Raw genomic sequence first — 19112 nt, 5'->3', positions numbered from 1 at the left:
AAGGTGATGCTACAAGGAGATTTAAAATCCGTGTAATAGATACAGAGTATGAGACACAAGTCCCTCCAAATATTAATCATAACATCAATATAAAAGTACCTTCCACTATGATGCAAGACGCATTAAATGACATGTTAATATTCAGCGATAAACTACGACTGCTCATAGATGAAAACTATCTCAAAATCATATCCGACGGAGAATTTGGAGATGTTGATATAAAATACTTGCACGGAGAAAACATTCTTGAAGTTGCACAATCAGTATACAACATTGACAAATTAAAAGACATTTTCAAGGCCAGTAAATTCAGTAAAGAATGCAAGATAGGTTTAGGAAATGACATGCCTATTGTTGTAACATTCGAACTACCAACAGGTGACGGTAGAGTAAAATATCTTCTCGCACCTAGATTGGAGCAAGATTAATTATGTTAACCATTTTAATAAACTATATATTTGTATTAGCTTGTGGAATCTTCATTGGCGTTGCATTCGCCTTTGAAGTATTCCAAAACCAACTACAAAAAGCAATAAACAACTATTACATATGCAAATACCTATCCGAATATGACTGGAGCAAAGACAATGAAATTCCAAATAGAAATAGATCATCGAGAAAACGATGAAAGAATACAAGAAGCAGCATACTATTACAAAAGCAAAGGAGACGATGTAAAAGTCAAAGAACTATTAGTAGGAGACTATGTTTTCAACAACCAAGTGGCCTTTGAGTATAAAACAATGAACGACTTCATCCAAAGCGTTGAATCCGGAAGAGTCTTTAACCAAGCGATAGACCAATCCGCTCAATATTCATATCATTTTGTGATAATTGTTGCAAGCGACAAAGAAAAAGAAGAATATCTTGATGGATTCGATGAAGAAGCATATGTATTCGGATGGGATAATTATGACGGAGCTATTGCTCGATTGAACACATTTACAACTGTTAAGGAATGTTCAACTGAAGAAAGAGCAATACGATTCATGAGACAACAAGCAAGAAAATGCTTAGACAACAAAAAAGTCATAAAAAGATTAAAACAGAAAACAGACAACCCTGCTTTCAACTGGTTAGCATTGGTTAAACACATTGGCGATGATACCGCAGAATTAATCGTTGAAAACAAAGATTTATACTCTTTAACAGATTTACTGGAGTTAGATAATAACAGTCTACAGGAAATAAAAGGGATAGGAAGTAAAACAGCAGGTATTGTTATGAGGTCCATTAAAGGAAAAAGGAGAGAATGAAAAATGGAAGTGAAAACTTGTATTGATTCTCCAAGCATTGGAGATGAAATTAAAGAAATTATTGGAGGATTATCCGATATTGAGAATTATGTTTTAAGTTTACAATTAGATTACAAGGATACCAATACTCTTTTTTATTTAAAACATTTGCAGTTAATTGAATTCCGTAAAGATATGCTGCATATTGCTCAAGAGAAAAATTGTCATGTTTTCATTAGTTATGAAAATATTGTGGAATATGCTGTGATTAATGCTGAAGATGTTATTAATTTAGGAGTGATCTAAAAATGGGATTTGAAATGCCTGAGCAGTCTTTTTATAACGGAAGATGTATACCAGTACCATTAGTTGGAGATGAATTGGAGCAGTTTAAACAGAAGTTAATAAAAGAGATGCATTCATCACCTGATGGTTCTATTAGTTTAGGAGTTTCTGATAAAGAATTAGAGCAATATCAACAAGATTTAATAAAAAGTATTAGCAAAGGAGCGGATAATATGGAAGACATACCAATGAATATTAGAGAACTTGAAGAAAAACATAAAAATGAACCAACTAAAAGATTAGCTGAACCGGACTATTATGCAGGCAATGGATTAAGTCCATTGGAAGCATTCAAAAAAGGATTACTATCACGTGAAGAAACAATAGGATTCATCAAAGGAAACATAATCAAATATGTTACAAGAGCGGGGCATAAACATAATGCTTCAGAAGACATGGTTAAAGCAATTGACTACTGCGGTCATTTGAAAAAAATATACGAAGATGAAATGAGGGTAAGATATGATGAATGAAAAAGAAGCAAAAGAAATGCTAACCCAAGTATTCATTGATTATTTTGCATTAAGAGTCGATGGAGTAAATGAAAATCATCTTAACGAAATAAGAGAATTAAGAAGTAATAATTTCAAAGAATTAGTTGATAATACCTTTGAAAATGGAGAGCATACTATCGGAGGAGTATTCTTTTTAAATTATCAAGGTGGAAAACATTACAACTTATCTATAAAATTAAAAGAAATAGAAGGTGAATAATAATGGTTAATATTTGTGGAAAATGCAAACACTTCATGAGAAGCGAAACAACCAATGATGGATATTTTTATCATTACTGCAATAAAGCAGATGAACTATTCCCACCACAACCAGAGGAATCTGAACCACAACCAGACTCAGCAGAAAAAACAAAACATGAAGTACCAATATTAAAAATAAAATTCAATGACGCTGCATGCCAATACTATGAAAAAAGGAGACAATAAACAATGTACGAATTACTGAAATTCAACAAAAAATACTACGCAGATATCATATCTGGAGTAAAAACACAGACCATCAGAAAACATAATAAAAAATTCAAAGATGGTGAAATAGTAAAAGCAATCTTCCCAGGAAGTGAAAATGAATGCTTTATCCAAATAACCCACTCCGGTTATAAGCAATTCAAATATGTGAATGATGAAGATGCGAAAAGAGAAGGATACACATCTGTTAAAAAATTAAAATCAGAACTATTAGACATCTATCCGACTTTAGATAATCTCACACGAATTTATTATATTCAATTTAAAGTAGTTGATGACATTGCATGAAAAAGTACATTGGTATGTCCGCACATGCTGGGACAGTTACCGTTGTGCGGACAAGAAAGAAATTGAAAGAATAATTAATGAAGTAATAGCAGAAAACCCTGATGAAACAGATTATGTTAAATTAGGAGTAAAAGCTAAAAGAAGATGCATAGGAGAGTTATAGAATGGTATACCTTGATTCAGTTAAAATAAAAGAATGCATAGACATAGAAAAAATAACAAAAGACACCGTAACACTTAATGTAGATGGAGAAAAATTAATACGCCAAATATACGAAGACTTGAAAATCGAATTATCTACAACAGCAGATTACCCTACACTAATATTCCAAGGTGCTCCATTTGTTAAATTCTATCCAAATGAAGTATTCAAAGAAGAAGCATGCCACCAATTAGCTATTGAAACAATGCACAGATTAAACAGTCAAATACGAACTCAACTAAACATCAAAGACTAATGGGGGGGATACTATGACAGTAATAGTGGCCGTGAAAACAGATGAACATATCATCATAGGTGCGGATAAAAGAGTAATTGAAGACGATACAATAGTCTCAGAAGAATCATCAAAAATACTAATAAAAGATTTGACCATTGAAAATTCCCATACAATAAAACATGAAAAATTCTTAATAGCATTCAGCGGATTATACACCTTATTTGAATTACTTAAAACATTCACCGTACCACTTAAAAATTCCAATGAATCTTTTATAGAATATTTATATGATAAATTTGTTCCTTCATTAAATTCCTATCTGCAAGAATACCAGTTCATCCGAAGCTATAATAATGGACAAACAGGTGTGGAATGGGAACTACTCCTAGCATATAAAAACCAGTTATTCAAAGTAGAATACAACCTTGGAATCTTCGAAATCACAACCCCATATTATGCTATTGGAGCACCAAGAGATATTGCATTAGGCAGCCTATACACAACCAATCAAGATGACTACATAACATCAAAAGGATACATTGTAGCAACCGCAATCAGAGCATGCGCAGCACACAACATCCTATGCAATGATGACTTCGAACTATACACAGTAAACACAGACGGGAAAATAGAACAAATCAGGTGATACCCTATGAGTGAAAGAGACATTGATTTCTTATTAGATTTATATAAACAACCCTATGTGAAAGGTGAAAAAAGAAGCAATGATACAAAAAACAAGATTAACATTGAAAGCAAAAGGAAAAACCGACACTTAATACTAGATGAACTGTTACTGGAAGCAAAGATATTAGTGCTAACTCCAAATCAGAAACAATTAGTAAGAGATTTAATAGATGATTTCAATTCTGATTTCCAGAACCTGCACCGTCAAGCAAGTGAAGAATGCATTATACTTGCTTTCATATTCTTTGTGAAAAAATTAGAAACTCCAAGAATCAAGTTATCCAATTACAGGATCACTAAAAAATATAAGTTAACAGACCAAATCTTTGAGAACATTTTATGCAGATTAGCTTTGAAATTCATGCAGCGTGTTCCAATTGTACCTCGTCAAACCAGTAAAGATGCGCATGATGTTTTAATAAGAGAGGGTAAACGATGATTAGAGCAGATAATATTACTTTAAAACCACCTATGTGCATGGTGGACCAAAATCGTGAAAAAAATGAGGAAGTGGATAGTTTACTGGATGCTTTAGCAGAATTCTTTAGTCAACGCAATGTGGTTTTTCTTGCGGATTTAACTGTTTCTAATAATGAATGGGAAGATATTAAGGGAGGTCGTAAAAGAAAGGATTTCACGTTCCCGTTGAATAGTCTTGTTAAAGTGGAAGTTTATTCGGATAAATTGATTTTTAGTTTGTTGGATGGTAGTGTGCATGAGATAGTTATTGGTAAGAATTTTTTCTGGTTTTTTGAGTGGGAGCCTGCTTACTATGACTAAAACTCTTTTTGTCATCTTATTCTTTTTTTTATAAAAAAAGAATCAAAAAAAGTTTTATACTGATATGTAATCTATATGTACTAGTATAAATATATTACTTATTTTTTTAGGGTATTGACTAGTCAAGACTGGAAAAGATTATAAAGTCAGATTAATCTTTCCAGGACGATGTAACTTACTAATATAAGAGATTATTAGTATGTGTGATGAAATTCCTGAAGATGAAATAGAAGAAGTCGAAAATACTGACAAATGTCCCGAATGCAAGACATTAACAATAGTCCGTAGTGAAGACCGCAGCTATGAATACTGTACAAAGTGTGGTTTAATCACCCGTGCTAGTTACAACTATAGCGCCGGAATCAAATTCGACTTACCATATGGATTACTCATCATATAAATACTAGTTTTTTATTCTTATCATTTGATTACCTCAATTAGAGATGAAAAAAGGAGTCAAGAGAGTAAAAAAAAGAGATTTTTCGTTTCCAGGTACTTTCATCAAAAAACTTTGCTTTTTCGAATTTCATATACAAATTTTTACTTCCACATTTTCTTTTTTTTACTCCATTACTCCCTTTTTCATATATCAAGATGTTATGGGCGAACCATAACACCAAAAAAATGTTGTATTCTTTAATTTCGATTAAAAAAAACGTATTGCATCTAAGAATTTCATATTTGGTGTTATAAATAGGCTGAGGGGGTGCAAATCCTCTCCATAACACTTTACAACTAATTTTTTTTATGAAAAAAAACTAAAACAAAGTGATTAACCATGGTTGAATCTTTCAAATATAAAAGTAAAATAGCAACAGCAATAGCATTCATAGCTATGATAATAGTAAGTCTCGGAAAAGATGGATTGACACAAATCATACCAGAAGAATATATCTGGATAATACCTATATTAACAGGCGTGGCATCATGGATTCTAGCGCAAAAAACAGAAGACCACAGAGTCGTTGTAGCAGAACAAAAAGCAATCGAAGATTATAAAAATGAATTCGAAAATGATGTTGATCCAACTATCAATGAAGATGAAATATTAACCTATGATGATGCTGATATGGTAGTTGGTGATGAAAATGAAGGCTGCTAAACCTGATGAAAACATCATTGAAGACATTGACCCAGCCGGAGAATACGAAGAACTAACAGGTGATAACAATGACACCACCAGTTAGTCAAGACCATCCAGGATGCTTATACGAAGAAAGATTCGCAAACCTCGAAAAAGAAAATGCGGAACTAAAAGCACGAATGGATAATAAAAAAGAAGACATTCATAACATCAACAAAGAACTTACTACAGACAGACAACAACAGATTGAACTCATTGAGAAGGTTACTGAAGTGACAGTTCTATTGAAAGCAAGTCAAAAATCAAGAGATGAAAACAACAAAGATATTGAAAAGAAATTCAAAGACCTTGAAGAAAAATTCGACAAGGTATCAGATGAATTAGCTGAAACCAAACAAGAGTTAACTGATTTCACAGCATCACAGAGAAGTTTCCGTAATACGGTTGCTATTGGTGCGCCAATCATTATTAGTATTGTTGTTGGTGTGTTATTCAAATTTATATAAATTTTATTTATTTATTATTATTTTTTTAATGCTCATTAAATCATGATTTAATGAATATAAGGGTTTGGTATATATCGATATTTTAATCGGAGGACAACTAAAATGCAAATAGAAAAAATAAAAATCATTGATATATCCCCAGCAGGATACAACCCTAGAACAATCACAGCTGATGAAAAAACAAGACTCAAAAATAGTATTGACCACTTTGGAATAGTCGAACCAATACTAATAGCCCTGCAAAATAATAATCAGATCATCGGAGGACATCAAAGATTCCAAATATTATGGGAACAATACCTCCTCGACAATGACTTATATGCAGAACTAAACTTATTGAAGTTAAATGATTCATACGGATGGGTATTCCCAGACAATGACATCACACTAGACTCCGAGGACATGGAAAAAGCCCTCAACCTAGTATTAAACAATACCAAGGTCATGGGTAGTTTCGATGAAGACAAACTCGTTCAAGTCTTCACTGATTTAACTGAATCCGGCTTCAACACAAGTTTAACAGGATTCAACAATGAAGATATTCTCGGATTCCAAGGATTAACAGAAACTACTACAGTTGAAGAAACCTCAACAGTAAAAGAAGAGGACATCAACCTAGACACTAATATGATAATCCCTGAAGACGAACCAGAATACGATGAATCCATAGCTGACGGTATTGAAACAGTCACTTGTCCAAGGTGTGGGTATGAAATCCCAAAACAAGACTACTCAGAAACCTAAGGTTATATCAACATTCAGCGGATGCGGAGGTTCCAGTTATGGATATAAGTTAGCAGGATACAAAGTCCTGCTAGCAGTTGAAATGGACACACATGCCGTAGCAACATACCAAAGAAACTTCCCCAATACACCAATCTACTATGGTGACATCCACAAACTAAGTGTTGAAAAAGTCCTTGACATAACCGGATTAATACCAGGAGAACTAGACCTCTTCGATGGGTCACCACCATGTCAAGGATTCAGTACTGCTGGAGCCCGTGACTTCTGCGATACCAAAAACCAACTATACCATGAATACGTCCGACTACTAAGAGGATTATATCCAAAAACATTCGTAATGGAAAATGTATCTGGTATGGTTAAAGGCAATATGAAGATCATCTTCAAAGACATCCTACACGAATTGAAAAACTCAGGTTATGATGTCAAAGCCAAACTGATGAATGCACAATACTACAATTGTCCAACAAGTCGGCAAAGAATGATATTCATAGGAGTCCGTAAAGACCTTGGTATACCAGCGTCACATCCAAAACCTCAAAATAAACCAATAACCTGCAAACAGAGTATTGGACATTTGGAGGGTAAGATTAAACCTAACAATTCAAGCATCACAAGATATGCAAAATATCTTAAACCTGGTCAGAAAAGTGGTGATGTTCCAAACTTCCCAACAAAGACCAGAGACATATATCGTTTACTGCCAAATAGGCCATGCCCAACCATAACCAGAAAACCTCAATTAGTTCACTATAAAGAAAATCGTGAATTAGATGTGAAAGAATTAAGCATACTTCAAAGTTTCACATATGAGGATAATGAATTCAATTGGATTGGTTCGGATAATCAAGTCAAAGAAAGGATTGGTAATAGTGTACCACCTAACTTGATGAGGGCCATTGCAGAGCATATCCGAGTGAATGTCTTGGAAAAAATTTCATAAATTTTTTTTTTATTGTATCAAGTTTTTCAAGTATTAAAAAAAAAGAGAGGGAGGAATACTATATGGCTAAGTCTAAATTAACTCCAGAGTTGCAGAAGAAGTTTTGTGACGCTATTGAGAATGGGGATAGTATTCTTGGTGCATGTGGATATGTGGGAATAGATGAGTCCACTTATTATAAGTGGATGAAAAAAGCAGAGGAAGCTAAAGGCAGAAGTAAATTTGTTAAGTTCAAAGAATGTGTTGATAAAGCGAAAGCAAAAGCATTGCATAATTTTGAACAAGTGATTACAAGGGCAAGTACGGAACATTGGCAAGCTGCAGCATGGATGTTAGAGCGTAGGCATCCTAACATGTATGGTAAACGAGATAAAATCGAAGCTGATGTTACACATAAAGGTTTATCTGGTCTAGCTGATGCTATATCTGCAAGTAAAGAGAAGCATAGGCGAGAAGATGAGGCCGAGTAAGAATTATTTTGAATATGGTGAGTTTGGAAGAACTGCCATTAATTTTCTTGAAAATAGTAATGCTTGGATTAACATTGCCCATGGATCAGTCAGGTCTGGTAAGACTATTACATGTAATGCCAGATGGTTAACATTTCTTGCTGAATCTGATTCTGATGAATTCTTGATATCTGGTAAGACATCATCATCTTTGAAAAGAAATGTGATTAATCCATTAATAGCTATGATGAATACTGAGGATATTCCTCATGAATTCCGAGCTCATGATGGTGAATTGTATATTGAAGATAAAGTATGCTATTGTATGGGTTTCAATGATGAGAAAGCTGTTGATGTTATTGCAGGTATGAGTGTTGGTGGGTGGTATGCTGATGAGATAGCAAGATGTCCGCAATCTGCAGTTGAAATGGCAATCAGTCGATGTTCTGACATTGGAGCTAAAATGTTCTGGAACACCAACCCAGATAGTCCTTACCATTACATTTTCACTAATTACATTAATGACAAGGAATTATTGGAAGCCGGAACTGTCAAGACATGGAAGTTCCTCTTGGATGATAATCCTAATTTACCACCGGAATATGTAGAAGAATTGAAACGTGTTAATCAGAAAAGTGAAGTCTTCTACAAAAGAAATATATTGGGTGAATGGGTTATTGCCGAAGGAGCAATCTATGACATGTTCGACACAAAACAGAATGTCTTCACATGGAATTACCTGAAAGATGAATTCCCAGATAATCAACGTATTCATGAAATCAATTTATGCTGCGACTATGGTGTTAGTACCGTTACAACTTTTGGAGTGATGGGAATACATCGTGACATGGCACATGGTAACACCTACTACCTGTTAGAGGAAACTTATTATGACAAAGAAGACATCGGTGTAGCGCAATCAGATTCCGAAAGAGTTGATGACATTGTAATGTTGCAAGACAAATATCACTTGGACAGCAACAGTACAATATTTTTACCTCACGATGCAGCAAGTCTGAAGACTGCTTGTCAAAAAGACAGTCGTGTTAAACTCAAAATCAAAACCTATGCACCAGATACATATGAAGACATCAAGAAAACTCAAGATTTATTCAATAATAACAAATTCCTAATACATCAAGACTGTACTAACAGTATCAGTCAAGCTCAAACTTACAGTTGGGATAAAAAAGCCCAACAACGTGGTGAAGATAGACCATTGAAACTAAACGACCATTGCCCAGACATGTGGCGTGGCGGATTATATGGTCCAGCTAATACTACAAATAATGCAACACCATTAGGTGTAATCTACTTCTAAAAAAAAATTAATGAATAGGAGACATGTTTATTATGTTAGATAATTTCCGTATGAATATGAAATCCAAATTCTGGAATGCTGTAATGCCAGTACTCCGAAAACCATATGAGGATAGCTTATTCCAACAATATATTCGTGATTATCATTTTATATTCAATACAGTAAATAAAACAGCTGGACATTATGGTTTCTTCAAACAAGCTAAAAATAATCCATATGTCTACAGTTGTGTAAACGCAATCAGTGATACTTTCCTGATTAATGGATTTAAAATTAATAATCCTGATGATTTCAAAGTGAACATCAATAATAGAAGATATTTAACTAACTTGTTTAATCATCCGGTATCTAATGAATCCAGTATCACTTTCCCTGTATTCATCAAACAAATCGTAAACAGTCAAGAACTCGTTGGTGATACTTTTATTGAAGTCAACTATGAAGAATTTGATTTTGACCATAACAATTATCATATCATTAATGGTTTGCAGTATATTCCTGCAAGTCTCATCAGATACTTTGATGATACAGATCAGTACGGTTTTCGTAACAAGCCTCATATCCGTTATGAGCCGGATGAGTTGATTCATATCTATGAACCTTCAACGGAATTTCATGACAGTAAGTTTGGAGTGTCCAAATTAGAGACAATTCAAAAGCCATTGTTGATGATGTTTCTGGGAATGGATTACAATCAGAAACTCATGGAGAATGAGGGTATTGACCCTACAGCGATATTGGCTTTTGATAAGGATATGGATAATGATGAGTTCAATACTGAACTTTTAAGATTACAAGCTATGATCCAATCTGAAGTTCGTAAACGTGGTGGAATGTTGGCTGTTAAAGGAGCCAGTTATCAGTCTGCGAATATGAATAACAAGGATATGGATTATGTTAATATGATGAACATGTGCAGAGACATGATAATCAGTTTATTCCGTGTTCCTCCGGCTATTGTGGGAATCATTGAAACTGCTAACCTTGGAAGTGGTAATGGTGAAGCTCAAAAGGAACAGTTCAAAAATGTGATGAATGCAAAGGCCAAATTTTATGAAGCTGGATTCAACAAAGCATTGGGCCGTAATGGGTTTAATGAGGTTTTCCAGTTTAATGAGATTGATATTGAAGATGAATTGAAACGTGCTAACATTGAATCTATACAGGTAAGGGATGGTGTGCGTACTGTTAATGAAGTTCGTAAAGATTATGGATGGGAACCAGTTGACTGGGGGGATTACCCACTCAACAATACCAGTTCCAATGTTGATGAGTTTAATATGAAAAGCTTAGAAAATACTCAAAGATACAAAAACAACTTATACAAATCCGGATTACTTGAAAATTGGATGTTTTAAAAATGATACCTAACATTACAGACTTACATATTCCAAATGATAAAAAGTTAAGTCGTGGAGAGCAAGAATATCTTCGCAGATTATTATCTGGTTTGGATAATCAAATGCTAACTGCTGCTGAATGGTTAGGTACAGATGAAGCTAAGAAATTTTTCAATACTCAACAAAGTGAGATAAGGGAATTCTTCCAGGAGTCCGGAATCAGACAACAACTTCGTGACATTATTGATTATAATGCAAGTGATAGTGATGATCTGATTGAAAAATTTTACAAGGTTGGTTCACAGTTGGGTTACAGAGACATTCATAAAAAGTTACTGTATACTCCTGCAGATAAAAAAGCATTGTTTCATGTGACTCAGTATAATTTTGATTTGATAAGAGATTTGAATAATCAATTGTTTGAGGGTATTCAAGAGACAATATTTAATACTGTTGCAGCAGGTCATGGTGCCGATGTAACCACACGTGAAATATTAAACCTTGGAATCAAACCTCTACCAATACGAAATAAAAAAGGTGAAGTTGTCCGGTTGATTTCTCCTCGTGCAAGAGCAAGGATGATTGCCCGTACTGAACATGCAAGAGCAGTTAATACAGGTACTTTACAGGCTTATGCTAATTATGGTGTGGAGCATGTTGAGATAATTACTGTTGGAGATAGTCATGTTTGTGATATTTGTCTTGATTTAGCAGATAATAATCCTTATACTCTACAGGAAGCAATGTTATTGTTGCCCGCTCATCCAAATTGCAGATGCAGCTATGGACCAGTAGTGGAAACCCCATTGTATTTCCCTGAAGACAATCCCGTTATCATTGACTTAACTCAAAGAATGACATTGCCTAATGCTACTGCCTAGAGTGTTACAAAAAAGTCAATGTTATCATATAACTATATCATGGTGATGAACTTACTTTTCATCCACAAAAAAAATGGTGTGTGTTTTTTTATAAAATATATTTTCTTCTGTCAAAAAAATCTAATATATTTTCAAAAATATAAGACCATATTTTAATCTCCGAAATTTTAAGGATATAAAAGTACGAATTTGGAGTTTTCTTATAGACCATTTTTGTGGTGGTTTCTCCATTATCAAAAAACCACCTCCTCCTATAAAATATATTTATTTTATTTTCATCGTTTTTACATCAAAATAGTTTCTATGAGAATAAAGGAGGATTAATCTCCTCCTTTTTTTTCCTCCAATATCTATCATGGTCATTTCGCTACCTTTTGTGACTCCACCTGGAACAAGTGGCTAAACTATTCCACACATAATAGATTCGTCCGGTAAACCTCCAAAAAAAACTGGAGAAAAAAAATCGTTTTCTAAATTCGAACACAAAAATGCATTAATCACCGCTATGACCAACATTACAGAGGATTAAAAAGTTAAGTCAATAAACTGTCCTATTTTATCCTCCAAACATAACTGCCTATTTTTTGTGCATTTTCCGCAACAATAAAATGTAGCTCTATATGTGCTTTAAAAACACGTAATCTACAAAACGCCCTCCTCTTTTACATCTGCGTAATATTAAGGGAAAACCAAAAAAAAATATTCCAAGTTTTTTTTTTTGAAAAATGTTTTTCCCCAAAATTGTTCCTCATCGTTTTTGGGGTTTTTTTCATTTTTCAAACCTTTTCAAAAATTAGTCAAACATGTTCTTTTTTAACTTTTAAGCTAGTGAAAAGAACACCCCTTTTAAATTAAACATTTTTTGTGATACAAAATGACAACCGAAGCTTTAGAGTATCGTGTCTACGGATTACCCATCGAGGCAAAATCCTATGACATGAACGACGATGGAACATTAACAATTGTAGGTGTTGCATCAACCACCAACAAAGACTATGCTAATGAAATAGTATCACCAGAAGTTTTAGAATCATTAGCACAGCAAGCCGTTGGAATCAACATATATCGAGACCACAACCGGCATTACGATGGTGGAATAGGAGCAGTTACCCGAGCATGGGTAACTGACAATCAACTTTGGATCGAAGGAAAAATCCTATCAGAATATGCACCTGGAATTAAAGAGCGCCTTGACATAGGTATGAACTTTGGTTTCAGTATATCCGGATTCCCTAAGAAACAAAGAACTCCAGAAGGCCTACTGATTGTTGATTATGACTTGAAAGACATTACCTTAACTTACATCCCAATGAACTGGGATACCTACGGTACTGTTGAGTATAAATCTCAGAATTTGATAGCCAGCAATTGTTTGACTGGTGCATGTTATCATGCGTTAAATGATGGTGAAATTATGAGTGAAGAAGAAACCAAAACTGAGCCTATTCAAGAAGAACCAGTAATTGATGAAAAAGATATGAATAACGATGCTGGTTTATCTGATGCTCAAAAAAATGAAGTGAAAGATATAATGAATGAGGTTATAGCTGAATTAGAACCTCGTATTATTGAAAATCTTAAACCTGAACTTGAAAGCATGGCAGATTCTGCTGCCAATAAAGCTGCTGAAGAAGTGGCTAATAAGATTGTTGCAGAATTAAAAGCTACTACTACTGTTCAGGAAGAAGATACTGTTGAAGAAAAAGAATTGCCAACAGAAGAAGAGGAAATTGAAGAAGTTTCTGAACCAGTTGAAACACCTATTGAAGAGGAAGATAAATCTGAAGCAGGTGCAAGTGAACCTACAACCGGTGACCTTGAAGAAGAAGATAAAGTTGATTCAGAAGAAGTTGAAGAATCCGAACCAGAAGAAGAGGAAATTGAAGAAAAATCATTGGATGAAATAGTCCATAATGAGATTGTTAAACAATTCAATGAGAAATTTAGTGAAAAATCTATTTCTTCCAAATTTAACAGGTTCAAAAAAGAATCTAAAACAAAAACTGATTCTGAAACTAAACCTAAGCGTGATGCTTACGGCAGAAACCTCAATTACATCTAAAAATTTAATTTAATGTTTTAATTGTTTGTATTTTTATTTTTTAAACAAAAAACTATTTGATACTTACTCTTTTTAGCAAAAAACTAAATCCCAGTTAGCTAATGCTAGGATTACCTTTTAAAAAATATTCTTTTGCTAAAAAGGAAGACCATTTTAAAAAACACCTATTATGGAGGATATTTTTTATGTCAACTACAATTGAAGAAAAAATTTTAAGTCAAGAAAATTTTAACATGAAATTTGCAGACGCAGCTTTCAATGCTTCTGGTGACCTCAACCCTGGTTGGGCTGAACCTACCTTTGATGACTTTTTCACCAGAGTAACTGATGAACCTGTATTACTCGAACAATCCAGAGTAATTAAAATGAGATCATTACAACATGATATTGATGACCTCGGTATTGAATTAGATTTCGACATTCAAAGAAATGCATCCACCGGTGCTTCTACTGGTTTAACCAGTAACGAAACCGCACCAGTATTAAAAAGGAAACAATTATTAGCTCAACCTTTACAAGCTAAAACCATTATTCCTTTAAACTTCATCGATGAAAACATTGAAGGCGAAGACTTCCTTGCTAAATGGTTAGGTTTATTAGGTACTGAAATGGGTCCTGCTATGGAAAGATACGGTATCTACGCTGACACTAGTGTTGCCACTCAAACTGGTGAAAGAACTGGTTTCACTGCAACCAATGGTTTACTTGCTCAAGCAAAAGCTATTCAAGCAGATGCTACTACTGATGCTGAAGGTTTCGCACCATTAGTATACAGTAATACTGCATTGGATGGTTTACTTGATGCAGCAGAAATCTACGTTGAACAAGACGGTAACATGAAAAACGCTAACATTGTTGTCCCACCTTCCATGTACACTAAACTTGTAAGGGACATTGCAGCTCGTGAAGACAACCTTGGAGAAGCAGTCCTTAAGGATGGTAAAATCCCAATGGTTATGGGAATGGAAGTTAAACAAGACAACATTCTCAGAAGCACCAGACATGGTTGGGACAATCAAAAATTCAACACAACCACCGGTAAAATGGCTGGTAATGGTTCCAACATTGATAAATTAAGGTACGCTTTCATTGGTGAACCTTCCAACATCGTATTTGGTATGATGCGTGATATGGATGTTTTAAACCAATTTGATATTGATGAAATTGGTTACAAAGTAGTTGGTCTTGCTAAAGCTGACGCTAAAATCCATTACGACCAAGACACTCTTGTTGTACCTTACACTAAAAATGCAAAATCTAACTCCTAGATTTTGCCCATATTTTTTTTTTAAATTTGGAGCGTGCTTATTTATGGTTAGATTTAATGATTTATCTACAAAACAAAAAGCTAGTAAGGAAGACCGTTTTGATGTTCTTGCTGCTGAAATTGAAGCTGCTGAAACTGGTGAATCCAGTATTTCTGAAGATGTTGCTACTTTGAAAACTACTGTGGGCAAAGCATCTGGTGACGGTGCTGGTGGTTTAGCTAAAGATATGGTTGATGTTAAAGCTGCAATTGGTGATGCAGATGAACCTGCTGAAGGTACTATTCTTGCAAGATTAGCAGCATTGGAAAATAATGGATAAAAATTAATTTCATATTATTTTTTTTTATTATTATTTTTTTTTTAAATGAAAAACTGGGAGGAATTAAAATTGGCAATAATTACTCCTGAAGACTTGAAAACATTTTTAGAATTACAAGGGATTGCTAGTTCTGAATTAGAAGACTTAACTGTATTGCAAAGTTTAATTGATTTGAAGAAAGAGGAGATTATTGCATTGACTGGTTTGCCAGTTGATCCAGTAACTCGAAAACAAATCATTAAACGTTTCAGAGGGGATGTTTTCGAAACGGATTGGTATCCTATTTGTAAAGTGGATTCTTTTAAGATTGATAATGTTGAATTAACTGTTGATGAAGACTATATCATTGATGAAACTGCGGGAATATTCTATCTTACTCGAATCAGACAAGGCCTATTGGTTATTGAATATCATCAGAAAATATCTGATGATGTGATTGCGGGTAAGATTAATCCTTTGATTTCTGATATGGTTTTCTATCATCTTTCTAATGATAATAAGGATATGGGAGAGATTACTTCCATTCATGAAATGGACACTAGTGTTAGTTATGATACTAAGAATAATCTTGGTAGTCGTATTTACAGTCGTATTGATGCATTGAAACAGATTAATTGTTATTCTCCAAAAGTTAGATGGTTGTGATGAGGATGGTGTATTTCCCTAATGTTGAATTAGAGTTATATGAATATACTGATTCTCTCACAGAATTCAATTCTTATTATGAACCATTGCGAGAATACACACTTAAAGAGACTGTTCCGTGTAATTTCCAACCTATGACTCCTAATGATTCCTTGAAAGAGTTTGGTGAGATTTTAACTGACACTTACAAGGCCATTATTGATTCTAATGTTGAGGTTAATCCTCGCATGTTGGTTAAAGTCAAAGGAGAACCTGACACTTATGAGATTACCGGAACCCCTATGGTTAACACTCATTTTACACCTACACGACATACGAAACTTGTTCTTAAAAAACAACGGAAACCTACAAAGGTGATTACCGATGATTGATGTTGATGTTGAAATTGAGCCTAGTTTTCGTAAGAAGATAAATAGGTCGATTATCAAAGAGTGTGAAGCTATAACTGTCAAGAACACTACTTTGGAAGCGGAATCTCGTTGTAAAAAGATTTGTCCTTATGATACAGGGGCTTTGATGAGAGGTCATTCCACTTCAATATCTCCTGAGTTGGGTACTGTCAGGAACCGGCAGGATTATTGGGTGTTTGTTGTTTTTGGAACCAGTAAAATGGAAGCTCGTAACTATCCGCAAGTTGTTGTTAATAGTTTGTATAGTGAGAATTACATGAGTAGAACTTTTAAAACTCAATTGGCTAAAAAAGGAGTGCTTGAATAAAATGATTAAACCAATACAAGCATTATTAAAAATACTTCAAGGAAGAATCGTTTTAAACGATGGTACTCCAGTCAATGTGATAAAAAGAGACTACCCATATGACCATACTCCATGCATTACGATTGACGATTCCGGTGGAACTGCAACTATCAACAAACACATCACAAACCGTGACTACACTATACCCGTCACTCATCCTCAATATGACCCTGAACAGCCTGATAAAACTATTTCTCAACAAGTCATACAAGAACAATTAGCAATAGACTTAGGAGTTCACATCTGGTGTGATGATGAACATCAAAGAGAAGAAATCACCAATAAAGTCAGGACATTATTTTACATGGTGCAATCGGATCATTACAAATTCTGCCAACAATACGATAATGGAAACTGTACATTTCTCGATACAGAATGTAAAGTGAACCCTCATTCTATAAGGGGAATTAAAAACCAATGCCCCAAACCATACGATTATCATTACAAAAACATTTTCACAGCATTTGATATTATAAGAGCAACATTCCACGTTGCTCCACCTTATAATCAAGACGATACAACTACTAATCCACCTGTATTGCGAAGTATTATTCGAGTCTACTTTAGCTACTACGAATATTATAATATCGGTGGTGCAGTCAGTGAAAACTTACATGTTAATGAGGACTTATTATGACAAAAAAGACTAAAAAGGAAACCTCAGAAGAAAAATTCACCTTAGTGGAATTAGTGTCTAATTCCGATTTGCACTACCCACTCATTATAATGAATCTTTCTCGTGCAGGTTTACTCAGACAATATGAAGAAGAAGTTGAAGTATACGGCCGTTTAGACATTGAGCCAAGTATGACTTTAACTGAATTTAACAAAATTATGGAGGCCTAGATATTTATGCCTATTACAAAACGACCAGGTTTGTATCTTAATGAAACTACTGAGTTTGAATTACAGGGAAATGGTGGAAAAATCCCAGTATGGATTGGTAAAACTGGGAATTCAGCTGCAACTGGTTATAAAGTTGATGGTACTCAAGTATTAACTTTTAGAAACTGGGGAGAAGTGAACCGTACTATTGCAAATGGTGGAATTGGAACTGATACTTCTACTAACCCTTTATTAGCTGCATTAAAAGACTTTTTTGAAGAAGCTGAAGTCAGGTCAAGTGAACAGATTGGAATTCCATACATCTATGTTATTGATGTAGGTGCAGGAACCAGTAAAGATGTATGGTTAGCAGCATTAACTACTGCTAAAACAATGCGTAAAGCTACCATTGAATTTTATGTTGGAGCAGAAAGCATAACTGACAATAACTATACTATAAGTGATTTCATTGCAGCTGCATGTGCAAGTATCAGTACTGAAACTGCAAACTTAAATCTTCGTACAGCATTCACCACCAAAGCCGGTGCTAGTGATGCTCAATTAATTGCTTTAAATCCAAATCCTGGAGGAATATTAAAATCAAGATTTGGTTTAATTGAACCTGATTTCTTTGGAAAACATGCTGCAAGATTATGCTGCACCCCATATTATATTGAACCTGGTTTCTTACCATTCCGTAGTGTTGAACCTGGTGAATTCAAAGCCAGAACTGATGCTGAAATTTTAGCATTGCAAAATGCAGGTATTATCTTTGGTACTGATGAGGTTGTTGATGACCTTGTTGTATGTAGAATTAATCTCAGTACTTCCACAGCTTTTGCTTTAAACCCAAGACCTGCAGACAGTTTATTCCATGCTAGATTTAATGCAGATCACTTGTTACGTGAAGTGTTCAAAGCAGTTTTCAGTCAAATCAAAGCAAATGAAACTGCATCATATCTTGTTAAAGCACAGACCAAAGTTGATGCAGTAATTGATGATGAAGTTGAAGCTGAAAGAATGATTGCTTACAACAGTGATACTGGAGACGGAACCAAATTAACTCTTGTTGAATCTGATTCTGAAGAATATGATATGGAGTTAAACGGTCAAATCCAAGGAATCAACTGTACTAATGCAATTCTTGTGAACGTTAAAATTAAAAACCCTGCTGTAAAAGCAATAGCAACTAGTTAAAGGTGGTAATA

29 protein-coding genes and 2 pseudogenes are annotated in these 19112 nt (G+C 34.4%); all 31 read left to right on the top strand.

The genetic code is table 11. From position 1 onward, the window contains the following. Positions 1-428: pseudogene (locus QZN33_RS05440) on the top strand (DNA polymerase sliding clamp); the annotation flags it as partial. 141 nt (positions 429-569) lie between these two features. Beyond that, on the top strand, positions 570-1256 hold the full coding sequence (locus QZN33_RS05435) for an ERCC4 domain-containing protein (protein WP_296789941.1): 687 nt from the start codon (positions 570-572) through the stop codon (positions 1254-1256). 3 nt (positions 1257-1259) lie between these two features. After that, entirely contained in the window at positions 1260-1541 is a 282-nt protein-coding gene (locus QZN33_RS05430; RefSeq protein WP_296789940.1) for a hypothetical protein, read from the top strand. Positions 1542-1555: 14 nt separating this feature from the next. Then, the gene (locus QZN33_RS05425; protein WP_296789939.1) at positions 1556-2053 is read left to right on the top strand and encodes a DUF3310 domain-containing protein; all 498 of its coding nucleotides are present in this window, start codon (positions 1556-1558) and stop codon (positions 2051-2053) included. Then, positions 2046-2294 carry a hypothetical protein gene (locus tag QZN33_RS05420; protein WP_296789938.1) on the top strand — a complete coding sequence of 83 codons (249 nt, stop codon included), beginning with the start codon at positions 2046-2048 and terminating at the stop codon, positions 2292-2294. The genes QZN33_RS05425 and QZN33_RS05420 overlap by 8 nt, the downstream gene beginning before the upstream one ends. 2 nt (positions 2295-2296) lie before the next feature. Next, entirely contained in the window at positions 2297-2521 is a 225-nt protein-coding gene (locus QZN33_RS05415; protein ID WP_296789937.1) for a hypothetical protein, read from the top strand. 3 nt (positions 2522-2524) lie between these two features. Beyond that, positions 2525-2851, top strand: coding sequence for an ASCH domain-containing protein (locus QZN33_RS05410; RefSeq protein WP_296789936.1), 327 nt, complete (start codon positions 2525-2527; stop codon positions 2849-2851). Then, positions 2844-3014 carry a hypothetical protein gene (locus tag QZN33_RS05405; protein WP_296789935.1) on the top strand — a complete coding sequence of 57 codons (171 nt, stop codon included), beginning with the start codon at positions 2844-2846 and terminating at the stop codon, positions 3012-3014. Before QZN33_RS05410 ends, QZN33_RS05405 begins: the two co-directional genes overlap by 8 nt. Position 3015: 1 nt before the next feature. Continuing rightward, positions 3016-3309, top strand: coding sequence for a hypothetical protein (locus QZN33_RS05400; RefSeq protein ID WP_296789934.1), 294 nt, complete (start codon positions 3016-3018; stop codon positions 3307-3309). 13 nt (positions 3310-3322) lie between these two features. Then, positions 3323-3937: a hypothetical protein gene (locus QZN33_RS05395; protein ID WP_296789933.1), complete on the top strand. Its 615-nt coding sequence runs from the start codon at positions 3323-3325 to the stop codon at positions 3935-3937. A 6-nt stretch (positions 3938-3943) separates the two neighbouring features. Continuing rightward, positions 3944-4417 carry a hypothetical protein gene (locus QZN33_RS05390; protein ID WP_296789932.1) on the top strand — a complete coding sequence of 158 codons (474 nt, stop codon included), beginning with the start codon at positions 3944-3946 and terminating at the stop codon, positions 4415-4417. After that, positions 4414-4758, top strand: coding sequence for a hypothetical protein (locus QZN33_RS05385; RefSeq protein WP_296789931.1), 345 nt, complete (start codon positions 4414-4416; stop codon positions 4756-4758). Before QZN33_RS05390 ends, QZN33_RS05385 begins: the two co-directional genes overlap by 4 nt. 199 nt (positions 4759-4957) lie before the next feature. Further along, positions 4958-5158 carry a hypothetical protein gene (locus QZN33_RS05380; RefSeq protein WP_292809229.1) on the top strand — a complete coding sequence of 67 codons (201 nt, stop codon included), beginning with the start codon at positions 4958-4960 and terminating at the stop codon, positions 5156-5158. A 378-nt stretch (positions 5159-5536) separates the two neighbouring features. After that, positions 5537-5860: a hypothetical protein gene (locus QZN33_RS05375; RefSeq protein ID WP_296789930.1), complete on the top strand. Its 324-nt coding sequence runs from the start codon at positions 5537-5539 to the stop codon at positions 5858-5860. A gap of 68 nt (positions 5861-5928) precedes the next feature. After that, complete coding sequence (locus QZN33_RS05370) at positions 5929-6348, top strand: hypothetical protein (RefSeq protein ID WP_296789929.1); 420 nt, start codon at positions 5929-5931, stop codon at positions 6346-6348. Between the two features lie 102 nt (positions 6349-6450). Further along, positions 6451-6624 (top strand): annotated as a pseudogene (locus QZN33_RS11750) (ParB N-terminal domain-containing protein); the annotation flags it as partial. A gap of 60 nt (positions 6625-6684) precedes the next feature. After that, entirely contained in the window at positions 6685-7092 is a 408-nt protein-coding gene (locus tag QZN33_RS05365; RefSeq protein ID WP_296789928.1) for a hypothetical protein, read from the top strand. Further along, entirely contained in the window at positions 7058-8038 is a 981-nt protein-coding gene (locus tag QZN33_RS05360; RefSeq protein WP_296789927.1) for a DNA cytosine methyltransferase, read from the top strand. Before QZN33_RS05365 ends, QZN33_RS05360 begins: the two co-directional genes overlap by 35 nt. Before the next feature lie 62 nt (positions 8039-8100). Beyond that, positions 8101-8508 carry a hypothetical protein gene (locus QZN33_RS05355; RefSeq protein ID WP_296789926.1) on the top strand — a complete coding sequence of 136 codons (408 nt, stop codon included), beginning with the start codon at positions 8101-8103 and terminating at the stop codon, positions 8506-8508. Beyond that, on the top strand, positions 8495-9808 hold the full coding sequence (locus QZN33_RS05350; RefSeq protein WP_296789925.1) for a PBSX family phage terminase large subunit: 1314 nt from the start codon (positions 8495-8497) through the stop codon (positions 9806-9808). Before QZN33_RS05355 ends, QZN33_RS05350 begins: the two co-directional genes overlap by 14 nt. 23 nt (positions 9809-9831) lie before the next feature. Continuing rightward, entirely contained in the window at positions 9832-11166 is a 1335-nt protein-coding gene (locus QZN33_RS05345) for a phage portal protein (protein ID WP_296789924.1), read from the top strand. Between the two features lie 2 nt (positions 11167-11168). Beyond that, positions 11169-12029, top strand: a complete 861-nt coding sequence (locus tag QZN33_RS05340; RefSeq protein ID WP_296789923.1) for a minor capsid protein — start codon at positions 11169-11171, stop codon at positions 12027-12029. Between the two features lie 874 nt (positions 12030-12903). Beyond that, entirely contained in the window at positions 12904-14091 is a 1188-nt protein-coding gene (locus QZN33_RS05335; protein ID WP_296789922.1) for a hypothetical protein, read from the top strand. A 185-nt stretch (positions 14092-14276) separates the two neighbouring features. Further along, a complete protein-coding gene (locus tag QZN33_RS05330; RefSeq protein ID WP_296789921.1) occupies positions 14277-15359 on the top strand; it encodes a hypothetical protein in 1083 nt (360 codons plus the stop codon). A gap of 43 nt (positions 15360-15402) precedes the next feature. Further along, positions 15403-15678, top strand: a complete 276-nt coding sequence (locus tag QZN33_RS05325) for a hypothetical protein (RefSeq protein WP_296789920.1) — start codon at positions 15403-15405, stop codon at positions 15676-15678. A gap of 69 nt (positions 15679-15747) precedes the next feature. After that, on the top strand, positions 15748-16323 hold the full coding sequence (locus QZN33_RS05320; protein ID WP_296789919.1) for a hypothetical protein: 576 nt from the start codon (positions 15748-15750) through the stop codon (positions 16321-16323). Further along, the gene (locus QZN33_RS05315) at positions 16323-16694 is read left to right on the top strand and encodes a hypothetical protein (RefSeq protein ID WP_296789918.1); all 372 of its coding nucleotides are present in this window, start codon (positions 16323-16325) and stop codon (positions 16692-16694) included. Before QZN33_RS05320 ends, QZN33_RS05315 begins: the two co-directional genes overlap by 1 nt. Beyond that, entirely contained in the window at positions 16687-17040 is a 354-nt protein-coding gene (locus tag QZN33_RS05310; protein ID WP_296789917.1) for a hypothetical protein, read from the top strand. The genes QZN33_RS05315 and QZN33_RS05310 overlap by 8 nt, the downstream gene beginning before the upstream one ends. A gap of 1 nt (position 17041) precedes the next feature. Further along, positions 17042-17716 carry a hypothetical protein gene (locus tag QZN33_RS05305; RefSeq protein WP_296789916.1) on the top strand — a complete coding sequence of 225 codons (675 nt, stop codon included), beginning with the start codon at positions 17042-17044 and terminating at the stop codon, positions 17714-17716. Next, positions 17713-17925 carry a hypothetical protein gene (locus QZN33_RS05300; protein ID WP_296789915.1) on the top strand — a complete coding sequence of 71 codons (213 nt, stop codon included), beginning with the start codon at positions 17713-17715 and terminating at the stop codon, positions 17923-17925. Before QZN33_RS05305 ends, QZN33_RS05300 begins: the two co-directional genes overlap by 4 nt. A gap of 6 nt (positions 17926-17931) precedes the next feature. Next, the gene (locus QZN33_RS05295) at positions 17932-19101 is read left to right on the top strand and encodes a hypothetical protein (protein ID WP_296789914.1); all 1170 of its coding nucleotides are present in this window, start codon (positions 17932-17934) and stop codon (positions 19099-19101) included. Positions 19102-19112: the final 11 nt, after the last annotated feature.

This window comes from uncultured Methanobrevibacter sp. (genome assembly GCF_900314615.1).
GTDB lineage: Archaea > Methanobacteriota > Methanobacteria > Methanobacteriales > Methanobacteriaceae > Methanocatella.
This window is presented reverse-complemented; position numbering and strand designations above follow the sequence as displayed.

What these genes read in the sequence shown, in the direction of transcription:
- QZN33_RS05435 (WP_296789941.1), top strand. Translation starts at nt 570, where the DNA reads ATGACTGGAGCAAAGACAATGAAATTCCAAATAGAAATAGATCATCGA.
- QZN33_RS05430 (WP_296789940.1), top strand. Translation starts at nt 1,260, where the DNA reads ATGGAAGTGAAAACTTGTATTGATTCTCCAAGCATTGGAGATGAAATT.
- QZN33_RS05425 (WP_296789939.1), top strand. Translation starts at nt 1,556, where the DNA reads ATGCCTGAGCAGTCTTTTTATAACGGAAGATGTATACCAGTACCATTA.
- QZN33_RS05420 (WP_296789938.1), top strand. Translation starts at nt 2,046, where the DNA reads ATGAATGAAAAAGAAGCAAAAGAAATGCTAACCCAAGTATTCATTGAT.
- QZN33_RS05415 (WP_296789937.1), top strand. Translation starts at nt 2,297, where the DNA reads ATGGTTAATATTTGTGGAAAATGCAAACACTTCATGAGAAGCGAAACA.
- QZN33_RS05410 (WP_296789936.1), top strand. Translation starts at nt 2,525, where the DNA reads ATGTACGAATTACTGAAATTCAACAAAAAATACTACGCAGATATCATA.
- QZN33_RS05400 (WP_296789934.1), top strand. Translation starts at nt 3,016, where the DNA reads ATGGTATACCTTGATTCAGTTAAAATAAAAGAATGCATAGACATAGAA.
- QZN33_RS05395 (WP_296789933.1), top strand. Translation starts at nt 3,323, where the DNA reads ATGACAGTAATAGTGGCCGTGAAAACAGATGAACATATCATCATAGGT.
- QZN33_RS05390 (WP_296789932.1), top strand. Translation starts at nt 3,944, where the DNA reads ATGAGTGAAAGAGACATTGATTTCTTATTAGATTTATATAAACAACCC.
- QZN33_RS05385 (WP_296789931.1), top strand. Translation starts at nt 4,414, where the DNA reads ATGATTAGAGCAGATAATATTACTTTAAAACCACCTATGTGCATGGTG.
- QZN33_RS05380 (WP_292809229.1), top strand. Translation starts at nt 4,958, where the DNA reads ATGTGTGATGAAATTCCTGAAGATGAAATAGAAGAAGTCGAAAATACT.
- QZN33_RS05375 (WP_296789930.1), top strand. Translation starts at nt 5,537, where the DNA reads ATGGTTGAATCTTTCAAATATAAAAGTAAAATAGCAACAGCAATAGCA.
- QZN33_RS05370 (WP_296789929.1), top strand. Translation starts at nt 5,929, where the DNA reads ATGACACCACCAGTTAGTCAAGACCATCCAGGATGCTTATACGAAGAA.
- QZN33_RS05360 (WP_296789927.1), top strand. Translation starts at nt 7,058, where the DNA reads ATGAAATCCCAAAACAAGACTACTCAGAAACCTAAGGTTATATCAACA.
- QZN33_RS05355 (WP_296789926.1), top strand. Translation starts at nt 8,101, where the DNA reads ATGGCTAAGTCTAAATTAACTCCAGAGTTGCAGAAGAAGTTTTGTGAC.
- QZN33_RS05350 (WP_296789925.1), top strand. Translation starts at nt 8,495, where the DNA reads ATGAGGCCGAGTAAGAATTATTTTGAATATGGTGAGTTTGGAAGAACT.
- QZN33_RS05345 (WP_296789924.1), top strand. Translation starts at nt 9,832, where the DNA reads ATGTTTATTATGTTAGATAATTTCCGTATGAATATGAAATCCAAATTC.
- QZN33_RS05340 (WP_296789923.1), top strand. Translation starts at nt 11,169, where the DNA reads ATGATACCTAACATTACAGACTTACATATTCCAAATGATAAAAAGTTA.
- QZN33_RS05335 (WP_296789922.1), top strand. Translation starts at nt 12,904, where the DNA reads ATGACAACCGAAGCTTTAGAGTATCGTGTCTACGGATTACCCATCGAG.
- QZN33_RS05330 (WP_296789921.1), top strand. Translation starts at nt 14,277, where the DNA reads ATGTCAACTACAATTGAAGAAAAAATTTTAAGTCAAGAAAATTTTAAC.
- QZN33_RS05325 (WP_296789920.1), top strand. Translation starts at nt 15,403, where the DNA reads ATGGTTAGATTTAATGATTTATCTACAAAACAAAAAGCTAGTAAGGAA.
- QZN33_RS05315 (WP_296789918.1), top strand. Translation starts at nt 16,323, where the DNA reads ATGAGGATGGTGTATTTCCCTAATGTTGAATTAGAGTTATATGAATAT.
- QZN33_RS05310 (WP_296789917.1), top strand. Translation starts at nt 16,687, where the DNA reads ATGATTGATGTTGATGTTGAAATTGAGCCTAGTTTTCGTAAGAAGATA.
- QZN33_RS05305 (WP_296789916.1), top strand. Translation starts at nt 17,042, where the DNA reads ATGATTAAACCAATACAAGCATTATTAAAAATACTTCAAGGAAGAATC.
- QZN33_RS05300 (WP_296789915.1), top strand. Translation starts at nt 17,713, where the DNA reads ATGACAAAAAAGACTAAAAAGGAAACCTCAGAAGAAAAATTCACCTTA.
- QZN33_RS05295 (WP_296789914.1), top strand. Translation starts at nt 17,932, where the DNA reads ATGCCTATTACAAAACGACCAGGTTTGTATCTTAATGAAACTACTGAG.